Source organism: Erythrobacter sp. JB1-4 (genome assembly GCF_057365025.1).
Genome location: NZ_CP200292.1, coordinates 2,388,814 through 2,411,048, shown reverse-complemented (window position 1 = coordinate 2,411,048; position 22,235 = coordinate 2,388,814). Strand labels below are relative to the sequence as shown.

The following is a 22,235-nucleotide window of genomic DNA, read 5'->3' as shown; positions in this document are numbered from 1 at the left end:
TTGAGTCTCTGTAGCCTCCTCCTCAGGGGAAACTACATTGCAAAGGGGCAATACATGAAAAATCGTATCCTACTCTCTAGCGCGGGCTTTATGGCTCTTGCTGGAGCCCTTGCTTCTGCACCCGCCTATGCGAATGGCGCTGGTGCAACGAGCAGCGAAGGCGAATCTGGCGACTCATACCGTCTGGAAGCGGCTGATGAATCGGAAGACTCGCTGACAGTCAGCGCATCGAGTGCGCAAAGCGCGATGAGACTGCACAGTGCGTTTGCGGGCATCGACACAAGCGACTTGGTCGCTTCAACCACTGATCTTACGTCTTTCCGCGTTGCACGCACCGAAGAAAGCCTGATCGGGACTATCACCGATCCAGAGCAACGTCTGCTTGTTCGCGATGACGTGGGCGTAGACTTTGGCGACCCTGACAATGTGGCTCCTTACGCAGTACAGATTTTCGCTCAGCGTAACTCAGATGGCGGCGTTTTCTTCAACTGCTCAGGCAGTGTGATCAACCCGCGCACGATCCTGACCGCAGCGCACTGTGTTAACGGCAGCGATGGTCCTGTTGCGACCACGTCGTCGGAAACCTATGGCCTTCCCGGCACTGGTGCGGACACCACGCTTCTTATCGCGACAGGTCAAAGCAGCGCAGACCGTCTCTTCACGTACCTGCCAACCGGCGCTGGCTATGATGAGGGCGGCGTTGCATCGTCAACCGACGTCATCATCCACCCAACTGGTAATGCGGACAACACAGGCCTTGGCTTCCCATGGGCAGATGTTGCCCTTGTTGCGGTCGACTCGCCGATCACCGACGTTCCTTCACTCTCGCTTTTGCTCTCACCACTTGGCGAAGCAACGCACGTCCTTCAGGTCGGTTACGGCACCAACGGCACTGGCACGACGGGCGGCACAAATGCCGGCAGCCGCTTCCTTCGCCGCATCGGTGAGAACATGCTTGGCCTTAACGGCAGCCTTGGTGACTTCCTTGGCGGTGTCTTCCCAGACATCGCGCCAGCGACACAAGTCATCGGTTCGGTAAGCCAGAACTACTACTGGACCGATTTCGACAATCCTGATCGCACCCCTGAAGAACAAGCTGGCTGTACCTTCCCAGGTGGCACCATCTCTTGTAATTCGCTTGAAGCTGTGTTCGCGATCGACTTCTTCGATGGCGATGCACTTCCACTTGAATCGGGCACCGGTCCTGGCGACTCGGGCTCTCCATTGGTTGCTGATCAGCTTGCGGAATTCCCGCTCGCCATCGGTGTACTTTCCGGCGGGTTTGATTTCTTCCAACTCGGCGGCACTTTCTCCGATGTGAGCTTCTACAACCCGCTCTATCCTTTCTTTGAGTTCATCACTGAGAACACACCTTACAAGTATGTCTCGGCGAACGCAGGTGATGGTAACTGGTCGGATGCATCGCACTGGACACAGGACCTTGATCCAGGCTTCTTTATCCAGAACGAAGCTGGCGAAATCGTCAACGGCATTCCTGGTGGCAATGAGCCAGGTATCACGGCCTCTGATGGCAAGTTCGGTAATGTTCTTGGTCAAGACATCTCGGGCAATACGACCGCGATCACACCAGGGTTTGAAGGCATTCCTATCACACTGCCTGAAAGCTCGGCTCTGCTTGGCCCAGGTTCGACCGGTTTTGTTCCTCAGAACACCGACGGTACGCCAGGCGTCGCATTTGCGAACCCTGCGCAATACTTCGAAGTTCACCTGAACAACGAAGGTCGCACCACTGTCGACATCGACGTTGAGATCGACAAGCTGGTGATCAACAACGGCCTTGCCGAAGTGTTCGTACCCGACGCGCAGAGCCTGACCCTCATCCAAGACATCGAGCAATTCGGTGGCTTCGTTGAGAACGATGGCACGATCAACACCCCGTTCTACTTCCTGATCTCTGGTGAGCTTGGTGGTGACGGTGGTACGGTCAACACCAATGCCCTTCTGAACGTTGCCGGTCTGCTCAATGCAGGCGGTCAGGGTTCGTTTGGTACAATGACCATCAACGGTGATTTCCTCCAGACCTCTGGCGGCGGGCTTCTGTCTGAATTCAGCCGTGGTCGTCGCCGGACAATCAACTCGGACACTTACGAGGTCACTGGCACTGCTCTGCTTGGCGGTACACTGCTCGTAAGCACCGACGATCGTCGTCCACGTTTCGGCACAGAGTACACTGCTCTCACCGCTGGCGCGATTGATGGTACGTTTGATGAGACCGTGCTTCTCAGCAGCTCTGCAACGCTTCAGGCGGAAAGCCGCGTTGAAGGCAACGACGTGATCGTTGAGATCACCGCTCGCAGCCTGCGCAGCCTTTTCAGCCGCAGAGGCGGTATGGAAGAGCTTGGCGGCGCTCTTGATGGCCTGCGTTCCACCCGCTTTGCAGAGTTTGCAGGTCTGTTCGACATCGTCGACAGCGCAACCTTTGACACTCTGGGTGCAACGCTGACTTCGATCAGCCCAGTGAACGCCTTCAACCAGACGTTCACAGCCAACTCGTTCTCGCAGCGTTTCACAGGGCAAATCGCACAGCGTACTCTTGCTCTTCGTGATGGTTCGCGTGCCGCTGGCGGCTTCACCGCAGCTGGTAACGCAAGCTACGCCATCGCTGGTGAAGCTCCTGCCGATATCGGTAAGGTTGCCATGTTCGGTACCGCTTCTGGCATCTACCTCAACGGTGGTCAGCAGCAGCCAAGCATCCTTGGCAATGGCACGAACGGCTTTGCTAACGTGGGCATCAATGGCTCGACCAACGCACAAGTTGGCGCAAACGCGTTCGAACAGCTTTCGCTTAGCGAAGCTGGTGAGATCACGGTTGGTGCTGACGTTCGTGTGACGGACGGCTTCAGCTTCGGTGTCGCGGTGTCTAACATCCGCAACAGCCAGCTGGCGCTTGCAGGCGATCAGGCACAAGAAGACAACAGCCGCTCGGTCGCAATCTACGCGACCTACAGCGACAACGGCTTCTTCGCTGATGGTTATGCAGGGACCGCTGACCAACGCCTTGGCGCGACGCGTCAATCCGCTGGTGAGTTTGCCGCGCTTTACGACAACGCCATCGGCCAGTCTGACGGCGACCAAGTCTTCGGCGGCGTTCGCCTCGGCTACGCCTTCGATCTTGGCAAAGGCATGGAAGTAGGCCCTGTGGCCAGCATGGATTATCTGAGCAGCGACATCGGCGGCTTTGATGAGCGCGGTGCTGGTGCATTTGGTCTGTCGGTTAACGATCGTAACTTCACCTCTGTCGGTGCGAAACTTGGCGCAATGGCCAGCTTCGACATCAAGTCCACTGAGACAACCGCCATCAAGGCGTTCGGTTCGGTGGCTTATGCTCGCGAGCTTGGCGATACGACGGATGTAGTGACCGCTCACTTCTTCGGCGCTGAAGATGCATCGTTCTCATTCTCCAACTCGCTCGATCCAGAGTGGGTGAGCGTGAACGCGGGCGCAGAGATGCTGTTGGGTAACAACTTCTCAGCATCCGTCTCTGTTACCTCAGACATGGGCCGCGGCGTTCTCTCGAACGACCAAGCGCAAGCCTCACTGAGCTGGCGCTTCTAAGCTCCAGATACAGAGCTAAGACCTTTGAAGACCGGGCTCTGCCATATGGCAGGGCCCGGTTTTTCTTTGGGCGTTTGCGATCTAGGTCATGGGTTGGCGCAGGCGATCTGTTCAGCTTATCCGCCCCCTTCCTGACGTTTGGCACACTTGGCACACTGTCCTGGGCGCAAAAAGTGCACGAGGAATGCGCACGGGAATTCGAGAGGATGTTTCGGCGGTCTTACAAGGAGAAGCGCTTGGAACATGCCATCTGAATAGCGAGCGCACGCATAGTAGGAAAATGCGCTTTGCAAGAAGGCGACAACGGCGTAGCGCTTGTTCCCTCAGTAGCCGCGCGGCGCGCGCAGTTCCCCAACAATGGTGATGGTGTTGTCTTCAAACCCTGCTTCAAACTCATCGAAGTTTTCGGGTGGTTCAAAGACGATGCGATATTCGAAGTTGGGCAGCGGAACATACACGTACTGGCCTTCAAAACCGGAGAGCCTCGTCTGCGAAATCCGGGGTCTTAGATAACGCCTAAGGCCACTTTTCGCGGCGTTGTCGAGTGTTGACCCCGCGCTGCGCATGATATGGACCGAATGGAAACTGCCGTCAGGATTGAACAGCATTCCAAGCTCAACCCTTCCGCCGCGCCACCTTCGAAGCGCCCGGCGTGGATAGTAATTCGCGACCCGTTTGATCGTCCGAGCAAAGCGTTGGAAGGGTGGGAGGCTGTCTGGCCTTTCCTCCAGAATTCGCACTTTGACGCCGTCGCCCAACACTTCTTCGAACGAGGCCCCAGCCTTGGCATGGGGGTCTCCTACCTCAATTGCGATACGAGCATCACGGCGAACCTGTTGATCCGGGTGAGAGAGCCGTTCTCGCGCGATCCTCTCCAATAGCGCCTGTGCCCGCTCGTTTGCGCCTTTATCAAGACTGCTGGGCGTATAAGGCGAATACCACTCCAAAGTCTGTCTTGCCGCTTCATAGTCAGGCGTTCCGAGAGCGGGGTTTGCGAGCGCCTCAGCCACATCGACCAATATCGGCATCAGCCCTCTGGGCTTGTCACCCTGGTAAAAACTGGGCGCCAGTTCAGCGGCCAGTTTGAGGTCAAAACGCGCCGATGATGGATCAATGAGCTCGCGAAGAACCAGCCGGTCGCGCCCTGGATTGTGGCCAAAGCGTTCACGAATTCGGGTCCAATATTCGTCGTTCGCAAAATAGTCAGCAAGCTTTTCACGCGTTACACCAGGCGGCACCTCGTCCGCGTAATAGCCTGGCGCACACCAGTTCCACAGCTGGGTTACGCGCCGTGCACGTCCAAGAAGCCAAGAACCAATAACCACCTCTTCCACCCGTGCAGAGGGAATGCTTTCATCTTTCCACTCGAGGAATTGAGCCGTTGGCGCAGCGCCTAACCAAGGCCGAAACGGACTACCTAACGCAGCATCTGCCATAGAAAGCGCAAAAGCAGGGCGTTTACGACATCCATTGGTCCCTTCCCGAAAGGCATTGGCAATATGGTTGTAATCCCAAAAGGACTGCTCGCCGCTTGCCAGATCAGCAAGAAGCTTAACTCTCCCTCGCCAAGCCGCACGGCATTCAGTCTTGAAGCTGGGCGGAGGTCCATCATACTTGAGCTCAATCGGAAACGAGGGGCTGCAAGCAACTGCCGGAGCAGGCGCGGCTATTGCTGCGGCCCCGGCCGCGGTTGCTAATACCGTAGATCGCATCCACCCCATCGTCACAAACTGCCACCCTCTTTTGAACACGCTATGAACAGCGCTCAGAAGCTGAATATCAGGGGGCATCATAAGCCGGGTTCTGTCTCCTCAAAAGAGGCGGCAGCCATTCATCTGGGCGGCCTGTTGCCAGGCGCGCTCTAGCAGCCAACCCGGGTCTTCGAAGGGCGAAACACCCTCGCCTGCGCCTCAGCAATGCCTCGGGCAAGCACGAGACCCCTATTTGGCCTTGCTCCGGGTGGGGTTTGCCGTGCGGACGCTGTTACCAGAGCCCCGGTGCGCTCTTACCGCACCCTTTCACACTTGCCTGTAGTCCGAAGACCCATCGGCGGTTTGCTCTCTGTGGCACTTTCCCTAAACGCACGTCCGAAGACGAGCGCTCGGCGGGCGTTACCCGCCACCCTTGTTTCGTGGAGCCCGGACTTTCCTCGCGCCGCCGAAGCGACACGCGGCTGCCTCAGCCCCCTGATACCTCTAGCGCATACCAAAAAGGCCGGCTTCAGGAAAGCCGGCCTTTTGATTGATCTGAATTTGGCGGGGGTCGACCTTGGACAGGCCGCCCTCGTATCGTGGTCTCGCGAACTGCGCCTTAGTCTTCGGTGCCACCGATATTTTCGAGCGATTGGTCAGGCGTGATCAGCCCCCAGATCACAGCACCAATCGCAGCGCCCACCAGTGGCGCGACCCAGAACAGCCACAATTGCGGCACAGCGGCGGTGTCTGCATAGAAGGCAACGCTGGTTGAGCGGGCCGGGTTTACCGAAGTGTTGGTCACCGGAATGGAAATCAGGTGGATCAGCGTCAAGGCAAGACCAATGGCGATCGGCGCAAAGCCTGCTGGCGCTTTGGCTGAGGTCGCGCCCAAAATCACGATCAGGAAGCCAGCCGTAAGGACAATCTCCGCCACCAATGCGGCGGTCATTGAGTATCCACCCGGCGACAGCTCTCCATATCCGTTTGAGCCAAACCCGCCCGCTTCAAAGCCGGGCGCGCCGCTTGCGATGACATAGAGCATACCAGCAGCAGTGAATGAGCCTAGGAGCTGCGCTGCCCAATAAGGGACAAGCTCGCCCCAAGAGAAGCGCTTGCCGATTGCAAGGCCAAGCGAAACGGCGGGGTTGAAGTGCCCGCCAGAGATACCCCCGACCGCATAGGCCATGGTGAGGACGGTTAAACCAAAGGCGAGCGATACGCCCACGAAACCAATGCCAAGCTCAGGAAATCCAGCGGCGAGCACCGCCGACCCGCAGCCCCCGAATACCAGCCAAAACGTGCCGATAAATTCGGCCCCAAGTTTCTTCATCATCCTTGATCCCTCCCAGATGTTGTTGTTGCAATAATTGCACTAAAGCACATTCTCCCGCGTGCTGCTGTGAGTAATTGTAAAATCGCGGCGCGCGCCTTCGCTTGGCGCGACCTTTAGCGGCGCCCTTAGCGAACAAGGCCCTGATCACGCTCAAGCAACAATTGCCACAAAATCGCGCCCAGTTGCGCATCGACGTGGCCTTCGATCCGTTCAGGCCGCCAGCGCCTCTCAAACGCCTCAATTGCCTTTACACCGTCTGTGATATCATAGCCGAACCGCTCCAACGCGAGGAGGAACGCACCGTCATTGTCGAACGGATCAGCCTGTTCAAACTTGGCAGGGGTTGGCAGGCAAAGGCCGTATTCCGACAGACGCTCCCACGGGAACAATTCGCCGGGGTCGACTTTGCGCATAGGGGCCACATCAGAATGCCCCACCACATTGCTCCGCGCAATATCGTAGTCTTTGACGATGCGAGCGACTAAGGGCACCAGGGCCTCAAATTGCGCGTCAGCAAAGCCGCGATAGCCGCCGTTGGCAGGGTCGTGCCCCGGATGATCGAGCTCGATCCCGATGCTGGCCGAGTTCACATCCTTAGTGCCACGCCAATAAGAAGCGCCCGCATGCCAAGCACGCTTGGCCTCGCTCACGAGTTGGATAACCTCACCCTCTTCGGTGATGAGATAATGCGCGCTGACGCCGCCTTCCTCGGTGGTAAGACGCTCCAGCGCGGTCTCAACCGGCTTCATCTCAGTGTAGTGCACCACCAGCATGCTGATCGGCAGCGTGCGTTCATTGCAATTGGGCGATGGCACCACGCGATGAACCAGCTCGCCCACCTCCATATCGCGCCAACTTCCATCGGGCGAACTCCCCAGGGGCGGGACAGGCGGGAGCGTGTTTGTCACCCAATCATGCCTTCGGGCTCGGGCAAGACAGCGCCCAGCACCAATGCGCCATCGGCAAGCGCGAATTGCAATCCGCCGCCCATATCCTGTGCCAGCAATGCGATCATATGGGCTGCTGCCGTCCTGCTGGAGATTTCGGATGCGTCAAGTTGACCCTGAAGCGCGAGACCTATCGTCTCATCGAACGCCAGCTTTTCCGCCGTCGCGCGCGCCACGATCTCGACATTACCGCCAGTGCGCTCCGCCCCGATATCGAGCGTTCCGCCGCGAACTAACGCATCCAGCGCAATTTGCGACAGGTTTAGCATAACCTTGATCGCCGCCTTGGGTAGCTTAGCGTCCGAAATCGCCCAGTTCAGCTCCACCCGCTTCGCATCCGATGCAAGCGAGGAGATGACCTCCTGCGCTTCTTCCACCGGCACATACTCGCCAAAACCACCAGCCGCGCCAAAGGCGAGGCGGAAGAATTTGAGCTTGTCCGTGCTGGTCTTGGCGCTTTGTTCAAGCAGCTCAACGCAGCGTTTTTGCATTTCCGGATCGGTTTCATCCGCGAGCAGCTCAATCCCATTGGAAAGCGCGCCCACAGGCGAGAGCAAATCGTGGCAGAGGCGCGAACACAAAAGCGCGGCGAGATCAGTTTGAGAGGTCATTTAGCCCTTAGTTCCGTACAAAGTTTGGCACACTTGGCACACTGTCTAAGCCCAAAAAACCCATCCCGCCACACTGGTGCACCATTGTTCCACCAAAGTGGTTCAAAAATCTGCTGTGTGCACGGCGCATACGGGGCGCTTTACGCCTTCCGGACTTGGTAGGAAAGCGGCTCAAAGCCGCCCTTGGCATCGCGCCAAAGCCGGATTTCACCCTGCCCCGCAATCGCCCAGATCTTGCCATCGCCTGCCGCCATGTCCTGATCGGTCTTTGAGGGGGAAGCGGGTCCGCCGGGATGCGAATGAAAATAGCCGACCACTTGCACGCCGCCATCGCGGCTCTCGCGATACGCATTGATGAGCGCGCGGGGATCGATTTCAAAATGCGTTTGGGGAAACTGGTGAACATTGCGGGTCGCTCGAAATTGCGTAATCGCGCCGCCCTCCCCGAGCAATATCCCGCAGGCCTCTTGCGGGTGGGCACGTTCGGCCGCAGCGCGCAGCTCGTCCAGCACCTGACTTGTCACGAGTGTTACCATCGCCCATGGGTTTAGCCATGTCCGAGGGTCAAGTCATTACAGGCGTGTTTGTCGCCCCTGCACGGCTCGATAAGGCGCTTGCCGAAGCGACCGAATTATCACGTGCACGCGCTCAGGCGCTGATCGGTGAAGGCCGCGTCGAAGTGAATGGCAAACCCGCCACCTCTGCCAGCGCAAAGGTTGCAGAAGGCACTCGCTTTCACATCACCGTACCCGCCGCTGCCGAAGCCGAAGCGAAGCCGCAGGATATCCCGCTCGATGTCGCGTTTGAGGATGAGCACCTCATCATCGTGAACAAGCCCGCCGGAATGGTGGTCCACCCAGCCGCTGGCAATCCCGATGGAACGCTGGTGAATGCCCTCCTCCACCACTGTGGCGGGTCGCTGTCGGGCATAGGCGGGGTCGCACGCCCCGGTATCGTCCACCGCATCGACAAGGATACCTCAGGCCTGCTCGTTGTCGCAAAGTCCGATGCCGCTCACGAGGGGTTAGCGGCGCAGTTTGCCGAGCATTCCGTACACCGCCGCTATCTTGCAGTGTGCGGGGGCCATCCAAGCCCTGCTGAAGCGACAATAGACGAAAAACTCGGCCGTTCAGACCACAACCGAAAGAAAATGGCTGTCCTGCCAAAGAATTCCTCACGCGGGAAACACGCCGTTACCCACTACAAGGTGCTTGAGCGGTTGGATGCATCCTCCCTCATAGAATGTCGTTTGGAAACCGGGCGCACGCATCAGGTCCGCGTTCACTGTGCGTCAATCGGCCATGCGCTATTAGGAGATCCATTATACGGAAAAGCTCCCAAGTCCCTCAAACCGCTGCTTGGTCAGCTAAACTTCGCCCGGCAAGCGCTGCACGCGGCAGAATTGGGTTTCCTACACCCGGTTCTTCACCAAGAGCTAAGGTTTAGCTCGGATTTACCAGCGGATATGATGGAACTAATCGACAAACTAGCGTGTTCTTATCGATGAAATGCGCTGCAAAATGAGCAGAACTCGCATATATGTAACCATGTGGCCCGTAACTCCGGATGCCCATCAGGGGTCCGACACGACGAGGTCGACGCAAGAAAGGTTGGAAATAACGTGAGCACTACAGCAAAAGTCCCGGCCCTGAGCGGTGAGCAAAGCCTCAATCGCTATCTGTCGGAAATCAAAAAATACCCTGTGCTGACCGCTGAGCAAGAGTACATGCTTGCGAAGCGCTATGAGGAGCACGAAGACCCCGAAGCCGCTTCGCAATTGGTATCAAGCCACCTGCGTCTCGTTGCGAAAATCGCGATGGGTTACCGCGGCTATGGCCTACCCGTCTCGGATCTGATCTCAGAGGGGAACGTTGGCCTGATGCAGGGCGTCAAGAAATTCGAAGCCGACCGTGGTTTCCGCCTCGCGACTTACGCGATGTGGTGGATCAAGGCGAGCATGCAGGAATACATCCTGCGCTCGTGGAGCCTTGTCAAAATGGGCACCACTGCGGCTCAGAAGAAGCTATTCTTCAACCTTCGCCGGATGAAGAAACAGCTTGAGGCATATGATGATTCCGATCTGCACCCCGATGACGTGACCAAAATCGCGACAGACCTTGGCGTGCCAGAGCAAGAAGTCGTCAATATGAACCGCCGGATGATGATGGGCGGCGACGGCTCGCTCAACACACCGATGCGCAATGGCGAAGAGGGTGCTGGCGAATGGCAGGATTGGCTGACGGACGACGCCCCGCTTCAGGACGAAACGGTAGCCGATGCCGAAGAAGCGAGCGTGCGCCACGAAATGCTGGTTGAGGCGATGGACTCGCTGAATGAGCGTGAGCAGCACATCTTGACCGAGCGCCGCCTGACGGAAAGCCCGCAGACGTTGGAAGAGCTCTCACAGGTTTACGACGTAAGCCGCGAGCGTATCCGCCAGATCGAAGTGCGCGCCTTTGAGAAGCTGCAAAAAGCAATGCAGCGGATTGCGGGTGAGCGGTTGTTGCCTGGGATGGCTTGAGAATTTTCCTAAAATCGAATTGAAAAGGGCGGCCCGACTGGTCGCCCTTTTTTGTTTCAAAAGCTCTCGACTAAGCTGTCAAAATAATTCAGCTTTCAACCGATGGAAAACATACAGCTTTTCACGAGCGAATTTTATACCGCAATTGGCGTTGGTGCGGCGATAGTTCTAATAAGAACCCTGGTCGCCGCATTGGTCCGAGACTTCTCCAAGAAACTGGCAATGCAATTTTGGTTCGTGCGCCTCGGATCAAATATCCTGTTCTTCTTGCGTGATCCTGTAATCTCTGGCGACTGGGAAGTCTGTTGGCATGTAAAGAGTAAGGCTTACCCGCCAGAAAACAGAGCTAGAACGACGGTCTACAAGCTTTTCAGTAACGTAGTATCGGTGGGTGAATTCGAGCAAGCGGGATCGCAAGTGAAATACCTATTTGTGGGTCGATTAGATAAGGGTGAGAAAACACTAACGGGGACCTGGAGCGATAAATCCGGTTTCACGGCGGGTTACCACGGGGCTTATCAAGTTCGCTTCGAGAGCGTTGGTCGTAAAGCAAGAGGGAAATGGCTTGGGTTTTCAGACAGTAAGCCAATCGTAAGAGCTGGTGAACTTACGATGGAAAAACTGTCCGACTAAGAGTGCCACAGGACGGTGTGCTCACTCCCGCAACCGACAAAAATCGTCGCCCATCGCTGTATTGAGAACCTCGCGGTATTCGGCAAGCTGCGCATCACCTTCGCGCACCAATCCAAAGACCGGCGCCTCCATCTGCTCGAGCGGTACAAACGCCACCGGACACGACACGGGCACCAATTGCGAGCCCTGCCCCACTTGCAGCGTTGAGAGGAGGCCGAACATACGCTGCTCGCGCGTGGCTCTGCCCAACATAATCATTCGGTACTGCCCGCCTTCCGACGTCATCAGGTATGTATGCCCCGAGAGGTGCGGCATAGAGACAAAGCCTGCTTGCTCAAAAGTTGTGTCCAGCCGATCGCTTTCGGAAAATACGAGGTGCCCCTTGCACTCGTCCCAGCGGATGCAGGTGCGATAGGCGTAGACCGCGCCCTCTTCGCCAAAGCTTGCGCGCAAGGTCAGGTATTCGCCTTCGATCCACCGCACAGCTTGACGGGCGTAGGAGCCCATCTCGGCGGGGGCTAACACTGGACCCGGAGCGGCAACTTCGGGTTCGGGCATCGCGCTACCCCGCAAAGATGCGCCCAAGGCCTCCTCAAGCCGAACGATAGTTGCGAGAGTAAAGCGCCTGCGTCCAGACAACGCTTTTTCCAGCGTTGAGACAGAGAGCCGCGCCGATTGCGCTAGCCCCGCCCGCGAAATCCTCTGGCGCGCGATCTCTTCTCGCAGGCGCACCGCCACAACAGCGTCGTCAAATTCCCCAATCACACCCGCATACCCCATCATTTCCTCCTGTTTATCGCTCTCAAGTCACACAAAACCGGACAAATCCGCAAATTCCCTCACATCCTCGCCGCGCCTTGCGCACAAACCGGCAGAAATTGGCTTTTCTTGGCCGTGGCGCCGCCGCTCAGTTCGTCGCAAGTGAGATACATCTTATAGATGAATGGAGGCTTACGTGCGACGAATTGCACCAAAAGGAATTGGCTTAGTTGAGGTGTTCCCCAATCGGGATGCGCTGGTGGTGATGGGTGTTTTGGGCGTTCTGGCGCTCTTCGCGGTGACCGCAATGTCACTCGGATCGCGAGCGGGAGCGAACCCCGCCCCCTATAACAGCGCCAACAATAGCGCCCCCACATCGCCTCAAGCTGAACGGGCCAGCTACACGCCCGCAACCTCAGAGGGCGGCCTGATGCTGCGCGGCTCTAGCGGGGATGGCGCCGTGACCAATGTCCCCGCCGTGCGTCTTGGCACAGATATTGTCGCAGACGTCTCGGGCCAGACTGCCCGCGTGACCGTCACACAGGCCTTCCGCAACACGTCGGACGATTGGATGGAAGCGACCTATCTCTACCCCTTGCCCGAAGACGGCGCGGTGGACACGCTTCAGATGGTGGTTGGCGACCGCATCTTCTCTGGCAAGATCAAGCCTAAGGAAGAGGCCAGGCAAATCTATGAGGAAGCCAAAGCGAATGGGCAGAAGGCAGGCCTTGTCGAACAGCACCGCCCCAATATGTTCCGCAATTCCATCGCCAATGTGGGCCCCGGTGAGACGGTTCTGGTGCAGATCGAATTTCAGGCTCCGATCAAGCAAATCAAGGGTAATTACTCGCTGAGAATGCCTCTGGTGGTGGGTCCGCGCTATATCGCGGGCAGCGCGAATGAAAACGGCTCGCTTTCACGCGCTGCGCTTTTGGCGGGCTCTAGCGATATCCTTGCGCCCACAGCAGACCCCAAGATGGTCGCCAAGGCTGGAAGCGGGCTCAACCCTGTCTCGATCACGGTGAACCTTGAACCCGGCTTTACCGCGAAGGATATCTCCAGCCCCTATCACGCGGTCAAAGTGGCAGGCGAAGGCAAGACACGCACCATCACGCTTAAGGACGGCGCTGTGCCCGCAAACAAGGACTTCGAACTGCGATGGAGCGCGGGCGATGAAGTGCCGCAATTGGGCATGTTCAAGCAAAAGCACGGCAGCCTCAATTATGTGATGGCAACGATCACACCTCCTAGCGTTGAGCGTGCCAGCACCGAAGTACCACCGCGTGAAATGATCTTTGTGATCGACAATTCGGGCTCCATGGCAGGCGAGAGCATGCCCGCTGCGCGCCGGAGCTTGCTCTATGCGCTCGAGACCCTGCGCCCACAGGATCGGTTCAATATCATCCGCTTCGACCATACGATGGACGAGCTGTTCGTAAACGCCGTGCCTGCGAGCGATGAGAATATCGCTACGGCCAAAAGCTTCACTCACGGTCTTAACGCAGACGGCGGCACTGAGATGCTCCCTGCTCTCCAAGCAGCTTTGAACGCTCCGCGAAGCGAAACCCACATTCGCCAAGTCATCTTTATGACCGACGGCGGGCTCTCCAACGAAAGAGCCATGATGAGCGAGATCAGCCAGAACCGCGGCAGTTCCCGCATCTTCATGGTCGGTATCGGCTCGGCTCCCAACAACTACCTGATGAGCCGCATGGCAGAGGCAGGGCGCGGGACCTTCACCAATGTGGGCTATGGCGATGAGGCCGAGCCGCAAATGCAGCGCTTGCTCGATCGTCTCAGCAAGCCCATTGCCACCAACATCACCGCGAACGTCACCGGCGGAAATATCGACTTTGCCCCGCGTGATTTGCCTGACCTTTATGCTGGTGAGCCGCTGGTGCTGCTGGGCCGGACCAAGCATCTGCAAGGCACTCTGACCGTCAGCGGGACCACCGATGGAAAGCGCTGGAGCCGCCGGGTGGACCTCACCAATGCGAGCGAGAGCGATGTGGTCGCCAAACTCTGGGCGCGCCGCAGGATCAAGGAGGTCGAGGCTGAGCGTTACTCGGGCGAGACCACTTATGAACGCGCTGATGCCTCGATTGAGGAGCTGGGCATGGACTTCCATCTCGTCACCAGCCGCACCAGCCTTATCGCAGTGGATGATACGCCGAGCCGTCCTGATGGTGCCCGATTGACACGCGAAGAACTGCCCCTGCTGCTGCCAGCGGGATGGGATTTCGACCACCTCTTTGGCGTGCAATTCGCCAATGGCTCACGCGAAATGCCAAGCCGCAATAGCGAAGAACGCAAGCGGCTGGAGCTGCCCAACACCTTTACCGGGTATCAGTTGACGCTGATGATGGGCCTCACCCTGCTCCTCTCCGGGATCGGCGGTGCCATGTGGTGGCGGCGCGAGCAACGCACCCATCGTGCTCCTCAGCTGGCGAGCATGTGATGCAAGCCACTGCCCCCCATAACCTTGTCCTCCATGAAGGGTGCGCGCATCAGAAAGGAGCATTTCCGCGCGCCCTTCCCTTTATCGTCATCGCAGCGTTGCTTTTGAGCGGCGCTGTGATGACTGCCAAGGCACTCTACATTCCGCTGAAGGCTGAAGTGGCGCAGGTGCTTCTGACCCGCGCCTTTGACCAGAGCGTCGATACAGGCACTCCGGTCAAACCATGGAGCTGGGCCGATACAGCGCCCATCGCTCGCATTTCAGTGCCCAGACTGGGGGCGAGCGATGTGGTGCTTTCGGGCGGCTCGGGCGAAGCAATGGCGTTTGGGCCCACGGCGCTGGTCGATGATCAACCCCGCGCTCTGACCGTCCTGGCCGCCCACCGCGATACGCATTTCGAATTCGTCCAAGACCTTCGCAAAGGCGATATGGTCACGCTGGAACGGATCGATGGGAGCGAGGCCCGCTATCGCATCACGCATATGGAAACCGTGCGCTGGGACGAATTTGTGCATCCACATGACGGTCGCGGGTTTGGTGATGGAGGCCTGCTTGCCCTCACCACCTGTTACCCGTTTGGAAGCACAACGCCCGGCCCGTTGCGCCGTGTGGCGTGGGCCGAGCTAGTATCTGAAACCTAGTTCGAAGGCGCAAGGTCCAGCACAGCAGCAATCATTGCGCGCGTGCCGAGAGTGACGCTGGGACGCGGGGCGACTTTGAATAATGGCGAGTGGTGACTTGGCACCGCTGGCCCACCATTTTCGGCCGCGTCAAAGGCCGATTGAGGGGTGCCGCCAACCGCGAAGTAATAACCCGGCACGCCCATATCCTCGGCCACGAAGTAGGAGAAATCCTCTGCACCCATGCCCTTTTGCTGGAACTCAAGGAAGCTCTCTTCGCCAAGGTCACGCTTCATCACGCCATTGAGACGCTTTGCCAATGCGACGTCATTATACGTGACCGGCGTGCCCTCGCTCACAACCACTTCAACCGGCATGTCATCGGGAAGCCCGTGCGCTTTGCCCGTGTTCACAGCGATACGCTTAATGCTCTCAAGCAATTGCGCGCGCACTTTTTCGTCATTGGCGCGCACCGTCAGTTGAAGCTCTGCAAGGTCAGAGATGATGTTGTGCTTGGACCCTGAATGGAATGAGCCCACCGTGATGACCGCTGGCTGGAGCGGTTGCACTTCGCGGCTCACGATAGACTGGAGCGCCGTCACGATTTGGCTGGCGATATAAACCGGATCGCGCCCTGCATGGGGGCTTGCACCGTGCGCGCCGATGCCGGGAACTTTGATATCGACGCTGTCCGCGCTTGAATATTGAATGCCCTCCGCAGCGGAGACTTTGCCCGTTGGCAGGACCGAGGCGACGTGGAAGGCGAGCGCATAGTCGGGCGTACCGAACCGTTCATAAAGCCCATCAGCCAGCATCGCTTTTGCCCCGCCCACGCGCTCTTCGGCAGGTTGCACGATAAACATGATGGTGCCCGACCACTGATCGCGCATCGCCATAAGCCGGCGCGCGGTGCCCACCAGAGAGGTGATGTGCACATCGTGCCCGCAGGCGTGCATCACGGGGTATTCCTTGCCGTCCTGCCCCACTTGCTTGGCGGTCGAGGCATAATCGAGACCCGACTTCTCCAGTACGGGAAGCCCGTCCATATCCGCACGGATCAGGATCAGCGGCCCTGCACCATTTTCGAGCATGCCCACAACGCCTGTGCCGCCCACTCCCTCGGTCACCTCAACGCCAGCATCGCGCAGCTCCTGCGCCATGCGTGCAGCGGTCTGGTTTTCGAGGAAAGACAGCTCAGGATTGCGATGGAAGTGCAGAAAAAGCGGGGCGAGATAGCTGTCAAAATCCGCTTCGACCGCCGATTTAATGGCTGCGTGATCAGCCGCATGATCGTCAGCGCTTGCAACGATCGATGTACTCGCAAGCGCAAGAGCAATCGCGGTTGCGGTGGTGCGGATGAATGTCATGATGGTTTCCCCGATATGATTTTCGCCCATCAAGCACGCAGCGCGCCTCCATGCAAGTTGCCCTCAAACAATTGGCCTCGCAATTCCCCGAGCGATTTCTTTCAATTGCGCGTTCATCACTTGCTTCCTAAATCACCCATTATGAAGCGTATCGGCTCAATATTCGCCCGCATTTTGGCAAAGATCATCTTGTGGTTTGTAGGGCTCAGCCTGTTGCTGGTGATCGCCTTTAAGTGGATCCCCGTGCCCATGACCGCAACAATGGTGATGGATGAACATTCGATCACTAAGGATTGGGAAGCGCTCGAAAACATCGATCCCAATCTCGTCTATGCCGTCATCGCTGCGGAGGACGCAAAGTTCTGCGAACATTGGGGTTTTGATACCGAAGCCATCGAAAAGGCAGCGCGTGCAAACGCGCAAGGTGGCCGTATCAGAGGTGGCTCCACCATTAGCCAACAGACCGCCAAAAACGTGTTTCTCTGGCAAGGCGGCGGGTACGTGCGCAAGGCGTTCGAGGCGTGGTTCACCTTCTGGATCGAGGCGGTTTGGGGCAAGGAACGCATCATGGAGGTCTATCTCAATGTCGCGGAGACAGGCATCGGGACTTACGGCGCGGAAGCCGGTGCACAGCGATATTTCGGGCATTCCGCCGCTCAGCTCACGCCCGATGAAGCCAGCCGTATGGCAGTGGCCTTACCGCTGCCCAAAAAGCGTTCAGTCAAAAACCCCGGCGGATGGCTCGCACGCCACGGCAATCGCATTGAACGCAGCATCGGTGATGTGAAGGCGAGCGGCCTTGGCGCATGTGTCTACGAATAGGAACCTTTCCACCGCCCAGTCGTCCCCAAAACCAAAGGGCCAATTGCAATCAATGCAAGGATTGACCAAAAGCCCGCCCAATGCTCAAGGGACGCTTGTGAGGAACGTTTACACAGTGCGATGTCAGCCAATCTGGTCAATGATCCGTGCAGCCGGAGGGTCGCACGATGGCTGATGGCCGCGATGATCCCGCCGCAACAATCGCACGTGAACGCCTACGCGCCGCTATGGTTCGGCTCGCCGATGGTGACAGCGCAGCGCTAGAGGAAATTTACGAGGCGACCCGGGTGAAGCTATTTGGGATTTGCCTGCGTATCTTGGGTGATCAGAAAGAAGCAGAAGACGCCTTGCAAGACGTATACATCAATCTTTGGCAGAAAGCCGACCGGTACGACCCGGAGAGAGCAAGCCCCATTTCGTGGCTCGCAACCTTCGCGCGCAACCGTGCGATTGATCGTCTGCGCACCGGCAAAGTGCGCGGCGGAGCTGTACCTGTGGAAGAGGCCATGCCACTGCCCGATAGCGCGCCATTGGCGGATGCCCTTTTGGTGGATGCAGAAAAATCGGCGCAAATTCACAAGTGCATTCAAGGGCTTGATGAACGCACGCAAACACATATCCGAAGCGCCTTTCTCGATGGCTTTACCTATGCAGAGCTTGCAGAACGCGCAGATGTGCCTCTTGGCACGATGAAAAGCTGGATTCGCCGTGGTTTGCAAAAACTGCGTGCCTGTTTGGAGGCAAGCGAAGCCGTATGAGCACCGATAAAACACTTTTCGACGACGCAGAACGCGATGATCCAATGCGCGCGGCTGAGCATGCTCTTGGCCTGCTTGAGGGCGAGGAATTGCTTACGTCACGCGGGAAGATTGCTTCGGCCCCCGACTATGCAAGTCGCAAAGATTGGTGGGACAATTGGTTCGCGCCATGGAGCGATGAGATCGCCGGTGCTGAACCGAGCGATGCAATCTGGGCACGCATCGATGCAGAGGTAAAAGCGCTCGAAGTTGCATCGGTTGCGCCAACGGGCACTTCCAATGTCATCGACCTCACTGCCCGGCTTAAGCGTTGGCAATGGACAGCAGGCATCACCTCTGCCGCAGCTGCCCTTATGCTTGCCGTGATGGTATTCAGCCCCGGAAGCGAACCCGGATCCCTTGCGCCAACACCCGATGGGCCCAGCTTGGCGGCAACCGATCCATTGGTGGCGCAAGTGCCAATCGGAGATACAGGGCTTCGCCTTGATGTCACGTATATCCCTGAAAGCGAAAAGCTTTTGGTCGGAGCCATTGGCCTTACCGCTGACGGTGTTCACGACCATGAGCTGTGGTTGGTGCCAGCAGATGGCAGCGCGCTTCAATCGCTTGGCGTTGTGAAGCCTGGCGAAGTGCTGAGCAAAGAGCTTAGCAATGACACGATCGCCAACATGGGCGATGGGGTGGGTCTTGTGCTCACGCGTGAACCTATTGGCGGTAAGCCAGAAGGCGTGGATGCAGGGCCGGTTGTGGCTGAAGGTGCATTCAACACAGTCTGAACGTTGGAAGTGGTCAAATAAAAGACCAAAGAATCCAGTGCCTTCTTGAAATATTCAGAAAAAATTTGGGATTGTCGCATCCGTATCGATCAGTCTTGCGTAATTTTCAATGCAAGACCGGGAGGGCTTGCATCAACTGGAGATCCCTTATGTCCAAGAAATTCAAGACCTTCCGTACCATCTCGATCGCTCTTGCCGCTGCCACCACCGGCCTTGTTGCAGTAAGCACAACCCCGCTCGCCGCACACAAGCAGCGCGCCGCTGAAACGCCCAACATCGTCCAGACCGCACAAAGCACCGGCGTCCACAACACGCTCGTCACCGCAGTCCAAGCGGCGGGTCTTGTGGACACACTCTCCACACCGGGCGCCTTCACCGTTTTTGCCCCAACTGACACAGCTTTTGCAAAATTGCCCGAAGGCACCGTCGCCACCCTCGTGAAGCCGGAAAACAAAGAGGCCCTCACCGGCGTCCTCACCTATCACGTAGTGGGCGGCCGCATCACGAGCGAGATGATCCTTGGATACATTAACGACAGCCATGACGGGATCGCCCGGATTAAGACTCTTGCTGGCGGCGTCCTCGAAGCGCGGCTTTCAGGCGAGAATATCGTGGTAACCGACGCGAAAGGCCGCGCGACCGCTGTCACCACCGCCGATGTGAGCACCTCAAACGGCATCATCCATGTAACGGACGGCGTCTTCCTGCCGGCGTAACTTCTCTCACACCCCGCTGAAAACAGGCGTCTCTTACCTGTCCCCCTCCCAACCAAGAGACGCTTGTAACCGCCCCGCCTGGCTCTCCCCCTGAGCCAGGCGGGGTTTTTATTGAGGGTTAGCTGAGAGCGAATTCAACCGCAGCTTGGGCGTGAAGTTTAGTGGTGTCGAAGAGCGGCACTGCACTGTCACTCTGATCGATCAGGAGCCCGATTTCGGTGCAGCCAAGGATGATGCCCCCAGCGCCCTCATCAATAAGCTCTGCGATTATCTCGCGGTATGCTTCGCGCGAGGCCTCGTTCACTTGCCCCGCAATTAGCTCTTCATAGATTACGCGGTGGATTTCAGCGCGGGCGTCTGGCTCGGGGATGATCACATCGAGGCCGTGATATTCCTCCAGCCGCTCGCGGTAAAATGGCTCTTCCATGGTGAAGGCCGTCCCCAATAGTGCCACCTTGGTGATCCCGGCATCGCAAATCGCATCGGCAGCAGGATCCGCGATATGGATGAGCGGCAGGTCCGCCGCCTCCTCCACTTCATCCGCAAGCTTATGCATGGTATTGGTGGCGATGAGGATACACTCCGCCCCGCCCGCCTCAAGCGAGCGGGCGCTGTCTGCGAGCACTTCGGCAAGCTCATCCCATTCGCCCGCAGCCTGAAGCCCCGCAATGGGGCCGAAATCGAGGCTGTGCATGAGGATTTTCGCCGAATGCGCCGGCCCCAACCGATCACGCACACCGCGATTGATCAAGGCGTAATATTGCGCCGAGCTTTCCCAGCTCATTCCGCCGATGATGCCGATGGTGCGCATCAACCCTGTCCTCTCATAATAGGTGTAAGAGCGAATGTGTCACTCATCACTCAGGTCAATTGCTCGTGCCAGATAGCCAAACAGCAACTGTGCCAGTGGCAAACAAACGGTCAGCAAGTAAAAGGCGATCGACACAAGACCCAGCGCAAGAGAACGAAACCCGCTCGCTTTGCCATAGAGGCCTTCGTAGATCAGATATGCCCACACAAGCAGGCCCAGGAACGGGACCGTCCAACACAGCGACTTAGCGCTGTCCGTTTTTAAGGTACGAGCCCGGATTGCGGCCAGCCCGCTAGCTACACCCCATCCAAGCAAGGCAATAACGGCAGCAACAAAGAACTCTTGCTCAGCCAAAGCTGGGCACGCCTTTTATCAGGCCGCCTCTTCCTTCGCCTCTTCACCGCCGTGAACGCGCACGGGGTCTTTCTTGCCGCCGACCACGTCTTCGTCGATCACGATCTCTGTCACGCCTTCCATATCGGGAAGGTCAAACATCGTGTCGAGCAGGATGCCTTCGACGATAGAACGAAGGCCGCGAGCGCCTGTCTTACGCTTGATCGCGCGTTCGGCGATGGCTTTAAGGGCCTCGTCAGTGAAGGTGAGGTCCACATCTTCGAGTTCGAACAGCTTGCGATATTGCTTCACCAGAGCGTTTTTGGGCTCTTGCAGGATCGTCACCAGCGCATCGACATCAAGGTCGTGCAGCGTCGCGATTACCGGCAGACGGCCAACGAATTCCGGGATCAGACCAAACTTGAGGAGATCCTCAGGCTCGCTCTTTTCCAGAAGCTCACCAATGCGGCGTTTTTCAGGATCGGCGACATGCGCGCCAAAACCGATGGAGCGTTTCTGCAACCGGTCAGCGATAATCTTATCTAGGCCCGCAAAAGCGCCGCCGCAGATGAACAGGATGTTGGTCGTGTCCACTTGCAGGAATTCCTGCTGCGGGTGCTTACGGCCACCTTGTGGAGGCACAGATGCGGTGGTGCCTTCCATCAGCTTGAGCAGCGCTTGCTGCACGCCTTCACCCGATACATCGCGTGTGATGGATGGGTTTTCGGCCTTACGGGTGATCTTGTCGATCTCATCGATGTAGACGATGCCGTGCTGGGCTTTTTCGACGTTGTAGTCAGACGCCTGAAGCAATTTGAGGATGATGTTCTCAACATCCTCACCCACATAGCCCGCTTCGGTAAGCGTCGTCGCATCAGCCATCGTGAACGGCACATCAAATGTGCGTGCCAGTGTTTGGGCCAGTAGCGTCTTACCCGTGCCGGTTGGACCAACAAGCAAGATGTTGGACTTCGCCAACTCAACTTCGCCCGCTTTGCCTGAGTGCTTTAGGCGCTTGTAGTGGTTGTGAACCGCAACCGAGAGATTGCGCTTGGCGGATTTCTGACCAATCACATAATCGTTGAGCGTTGCGAAGATTTCGGACGGAGTTGGAACCTCGCCCTCTTTCTTGCCAGCGATGCCAGCTTTGGTCTCTTCGCGGATGATGTCGTTGCAAAGTTCAACACATTCATCGCAAATGAACACCGTGGGTCCAGCGATAAGCTTGCGCACTTCATGCTGCGACTTCCCACAGAAGCTGCAGTAGAGGGTGCTTTTGCTGTCAGATCCGCTCAATTTGGTCATTCCTAATGTTCCTCGAATCCGCGTTCGTCTTCACCAAAGACACAACACCGGATTCGGCAAGTGTATCTAGCTGCCCACATGAATCAACACATGGCGCAGCATTTTTGATCCGCAATGCCGATAATAACGCCCAAAAAGTGGACATGGCATTAAGCCTGTTGCCCTCGCGTCCCGCATTGGGGCGCGGGGCCGGGC

The 22,235-nt window shown here is 57.6% G+C and carries 20 protein-coding genes and 1 other RNA gene; 10 read left to right on the top strand and 11 right to left on the bottom strand.

The genetic code is table 11. The annotated features are described in order from the left end of the window. The first annotated feature begins 54 nt into the window (after positions 1 to 54). Positions 55 to 3,576 (top strand): autotransporter domain-containing protein, encoded by a 3,522-nt coding sequence (locus AC0V61_RS11155; RefSeq protein WP_486157539.1) that lies wholly within the window; start codon positions 55 to 57, stop codon positions 3,574 to 3,576. Between the two features lie 323 nt (positions 3,577 to 3,899). Here AC0V61_RS11155 and AC0V61_RS11150 read toward each other — a convergent pair whose 3' ends face one another. The 6 genes from AC0V61_RS11150 to AC0V61_RS11125 all read right to left on the bottom strand — a co-directional run bounded on the left by AC0V61_RS11150 (position 3,900) and on the right by AC0V61_RS11125 (position 8,697). Next, on the bottom strand, positions 3,900 to 5,288 hold the full coding sequence (locus tag AC0V61_RS11150; protein ID WP_486157537.1) for an energy transducer TonB: 1,389 nt from the start codon (positions 5,286 to 5,288) through the stop codon (positions 3,900 to 3,902). Between the two features lie 64 nt (positions 5,289 to 5,352). Beyond that, an RNA gene (gene rnpB / locus AC0V61_RS11145) (RNase P RNA component class A) lies at positions 5,353 to 5,765 on the bottom strand. A gap of 121 nt (positions 5,766 to 5,886) precedes the next feature. Continuing rightward, entirely contained in the window at positions 5,887 to 6,603 is a 717-nt protein-coding gene (gene aqpZ, locus AC0V61_RS11140) for an aquaporin Z (RefSeq protein ID WP_486157535.1), read from the bottom strand. Positions 6,604 to 6,728: 125 nt separating this feature from the next. Further along, positions 6,729 to 7,448, bottom strand: coding sequence for an N-acetylmuramoyl-L-alanine amidase (locus tag AC0V61_RS11135; protein WP_486159524.1), 720 nt, complete (start codon positions 7,446 to 7,448; stop codon positions 6,729 to 6,731). A gap of 59 nt (positions 7,449 to 7,507) precedes the next feature. Continuing rightward, a complete protein-coding gene (locus AC0V61_RS11130) occupies positions 7,508 to 8,161 on the bottom strand; it encodes a histidine phosphotransferase family protein (RefSeq protein WP_486157533.1) in 654 nt (217 codons plus the stop codon). A gap of 140 nt (positions 8,162 to 8,301) precedes the next feature. After that, on the bottom strand, positions 8,302 to 8,697 hold the full coding sequence (locus AC0V61_RS11125) for a M67 family metallopeptidase (RefSeq protein WP_486157531.1): 396 nt from the start codon (positions 8,695 to 8,697) through the stop codon (positions 8,302 to 8,304). 17 nt (positions 8,698 to 8,714) lie between these two features. On the opposite strand from AC0V61_RS11125, the gene AC0V61_RS11120 reads away from it, so the two are divergent. The 3 genes from AC0V61_RS11120 (at position 8,715) to AC0V61_RS11110 (ending at position 11,315) form a co-directional block, all read left to right on the top strand. Continuing rightward, positions 8,715 to 9,668: an RluA family pseudouridine synthase gene (locus AC0V61_RS11120; protein ID WP_486157529.1), complete on the top strand. Its 954-nt coding sequence runs from the start codon at positions 8,715 to 8,717 to the stop codon at positions 9,666 to 9,668. A 114-nt stretch (positions 9,669 to 9,782) separates the two neighbouring features. Continuing rightward, complete coding sequence (gene rpoH, locus AC0V61_RS11115) at positions 9,783 to 10,682, top strand: RNA polymerase sigma factor RpoH (RefSeq protein ID WP_486157527.1); 900 nt, start codon at positions 9,783 to 9,785, stop codon at positions 10,680 to 10,682. A gap of 102 nt (positions 10,683 to 10,784) precedes the next feature. Further along, on the top strand, positions 10,785 to 11,315 hold the full coding sequence (locus tag AC0V61_RS11110; RefSeq protein WP_486157525.1) for a hypothetical protein: 531 nt from the start codon (positions 10,785 to 10,787) through the stop codon (positions 11,313 to 11,315). Between the two features lie 21 nt (positions 11,316 to 11,336). On the opposite strand, the gene AC0V61_RS11105 is transcribed toward AC0V61_RS11110, so the two are convergent. After that, entirely contained in the window at positions 11,337 to 12,098 is a 762-nt protein-coding gene (locus AC0V61_RS11105) for a helix-turn-helix domain-containing protein (RefSeq protein WP_486157523.1), read from the bottom strand. Between the two features lie 172 nt (positions 12,099 to 12,270). On the opposite strand from AC0V61_RS11105, the gene AC0V61_RS11100 reads away from it, so the two are divergent. Beyond that, complete coding sequence (locus AC0V61_RS11100; RefSeq protein WP_486157521.1) at positions 12,271 to 14,532, top strand: marine proteobacterial sortase target protein; 2,262 nt, start codon at positions 12,271 to 12,273, stop codon at positions 14,530 to 14,532. Further along, the gene (locus AC0V61_RS11095) at positions 14,532 to 15,173 is read left to right on the top strand and encodes a sortase domain-containing protein (RefSeq protein ID WP_486157519.1); all 642 of its coding nucleotides are present in this window, start codon (positions 14,532 to 14,534) and stop codon (positions 15,171 to 15,173) included. The genes AC0V61_RS11100 and AC0V61_RS11095 overlap by 1 nt, the downstream gene beginning before the upstream one ends. Here the strand turns inward: AC0V61_RS11095 and AC0V61_RS11090 are convergent. Further along, a complete protein-coding gene (locus AC0V61_RS11090) occupies positions 15,170 to 16,519 on the bottom strand; it encodes a M20 metallopeptidase family protein (RefSeq protein WP_486157517.1) in 1,350 nt (449 codons plus the stop codon). The genes AC0V61_RS11095 and AC0V61_RS11090 overlap by 4 nt on opposite strands. 141 nt (positions 16,520 to 16,660) lie before the next feature. Here AC0V61_RS11090 and mtgA point away from each other — a divergent pair, with 141 nt between their 5' ends. From mtgA to AC0V61_RS11070, 4 genes are all read left to right on the top strand, one after another. Further along, on the top strand, positions 16,661 to 17,341 hold the full coding sequence (gene mtgA / locus AC0V61_RS11085) for a monofunctional biosynthetic peptidoglycan transglycosylase (RefSeq protein WP_486157515.1): 681 nt from the start codon (positions 16,661 to 16,663) through the stop codon (positions 17,339 to 17,341). A gap of 167 nt (positions 17,342 to 17,508) precedes the next feature. Then, the gene (locus AC0V61_RS11080; protein ID WP_486157513.1) at positions 17,509 to 18,099 is read left to right on the top strand and encodes a sigma-70 family RNA polymerase sigma factor; all 591 of its coding nucleotides are present in this window, start codon (positions 17,509 to 17,511) and stop codon (positions 18,097 to 18,099) included. Then, a complete protein-coding gene (locus AC0V61_RS11075; RefSeq protein WP_486157511.1) occupies positions 18,096 to 18,875 on the top strand; it encodes an anti-sigma factor in 780 nt (259 codons plus the stop codon). The genes AC0V61_RS11080 and AC0V61_RS11075 overlap by 4 nt, the downstream gene beginning before the upstream one ends. A gap of 149 nt (positions 18,876 to 19,024) precedes the next feature. Then, a complete protein-coding gene (locus tag AC0V61_RS11070) occupies positions 19,025 to 19,591 on the top strand; it encodes a fasciclin domain-containing protein (protein ID WP_486157509.1) in 567 nt (188 codons plus the stop codon). A gap of 118 nt (positions 19,592 to 19,709) precedes the next feature. Here the strand turns inward: AC0V61_RS11070 and AC0V61_RS11065 are convergent, their stop codons facing one another. Genes AC0V61_RS11065 through clpX form a run of 3 tightly spaced genes read right to left on the bottom strand, consistent with a single transcriptional unit; the run spans position 19,710 to position 22,040 of the window. Next, positions 19,710 to 20,402 (bottom strand): aspartate/glutamate racemase family protein, encoded by a 693-nt coding sequence (locus tag AC0V61_RS11065; protein ID WP_486157507.1) that lies wholly within the window; start codon positions 20,400 to 20,402, stop codon positions 19,710 to 19,712. Positions 20,403 to 20,441: 39 nt separating this feature from the next. Next, the gene (locus tag AC0V61_RS11060) at positions 20,442 to 20,756 is read right to left on the bottom strand and encodes a hypothetical protein (RefSeq protein WP_486157505.1); all 315 of its coding nucleotides are present in this window, start codon (positions 20,754 to 20,756) and stop codon (positions 20,442 to 20,444) included. Between the two features lie 18 nt (positions 20,757 to 20,774). Further along, positions 20,775 to 22,040, bottom strand: coding sequence for an ATP-dependent Clp protease ATP-binding subunit ClpX (clpX, locus tag AC0V61_RS11055; RefSeq protein ID WP_486157503.1), 1,266 nt, complete (start codon positions 22,038 to 22,040; stop codon positions 20,775 to 20,777). Between the last annotated feature and the right edge of the window lie 195 nt (positions 22,041 to 22,235).

Bases quoted from the DNA above. Each gene is read 5' to 3' on its own strand.
- AC0V61_RS11075 (WP_486157511.1), top strand. From the start codon at position 18,096: ATGAGCACCGATAAAACACTTTTCGACGACGCAGAACGCGATGATCCA.
- AC0V61_RS11110 (WP_486157525.1), top strand. From the start codon at position 10,785: ATGGAAAACATACAGCTTTTCACGAGCGAATTTTATACCGCAATTGGC.
- AC0V61_RS11065 (WP_486157507.1), bottom strand. From the start codon at position 20,402: ATGCGCACCATCGGCATCATCGGCGGAATGAGCTGGGAAAGCTCGGCG.
- aqpZ (WP_486157535.1), bottom strand. From the start codon at position 6,603: ATGATGAAGAAACTTGGGGCCGAATTTATCGGCACGTTTTGGCTGGTA.
- AC0V61_RS11135 (WP_486159524.1), bottom strand. From the start codon at position 7,448: ATGGAGGTGGGCGAGCTGGTTCATCGCGTGGTGCCATCGCCCAATTGC.
- AC0V61_RS11095 (WP_486157519.1), top strand. From the start codon at position 14,532: ATGCAAGCCACTGCCCCCCATAACCTTGTCCTCCATGAAGGGTGCGCG.
- AC0V61_RS11090 (WP_486157517.1), bottom strand. From the start codon at position 16,519: ATGACATTCATCCGCACCACCGCAACCGCGATTGCTCTTGCGCTTGCG.
- mtgA (WP_486157515.1), top strand. From the start codon at position 16,661: ATGAAGCGTATCGGCTCAATATTCGCCCGCATTTTGGCAAAGATCATC.
- AC0V61_RS11105 (WP_486157523.1), bottom strand. From the start codon at position 12,098: ATGATGGGGTATGCGGGTGTGATTGGGGAATTTGACGACGCTGTTGTG.
- AC0V61_RS11120 (WP_486157529.1), top strand. From the start codon at position 8,715: ATGTCCGAGGGTCAAGTCATTACAGGCGTGTTTGTCGCCCCTGCACGG.
- AC0V61_RS11070 (WP_486157509.1), top strand. From the start codon at position 19,025: ATGTCCAAGAAATTCAAGACCTTCCGTACCATCTCGATCGCTCTTGCC.
- clpX (WP_486157503.1), bottom strand. From the start codon at position 22,040: ATGACCAAATTGAGCGGATCTGACAGCAAAAGCACCCTCTACTGCAGC.
- AC0V61_RS11080 (WP_486157513.1), top strand. From the start codon at position 17,509: ATGGCTGATGGCCGCGATGATCCCGCCGCAACAATCGCACGTGAACGC.
- AC0V61_RS11130 (WP_486157533.1), bottom strand. From the start codon at position 8,161: ATGACCTCTCAAACTGATCTCGCCGCGCTTTTGTGTTCGCGCCTCTGC.
- AC0V61_RS11150 (WP_486157537.1), bottom strand. From the start codon at position 5,288: ATGCGATCTACGGTATTAGCAACCGCGGCCGGGGCCGCAGCAATAGCC.
- AC0V61_RS11125 (WP_486157531.1), bottom strand. From the start codon at position 8,697: ATGGTAACACTCGTGACAAGTCAGGTGCTGGACGAGCTGCGCGCTGCG.
- AC0V61_RS11155 (WP_486157539.1), top strand. From the start codon at position 55: ATGAAAAATCGTATCCTACTCTCTAGCGCGGGCTTTATGGCTCTTGCT.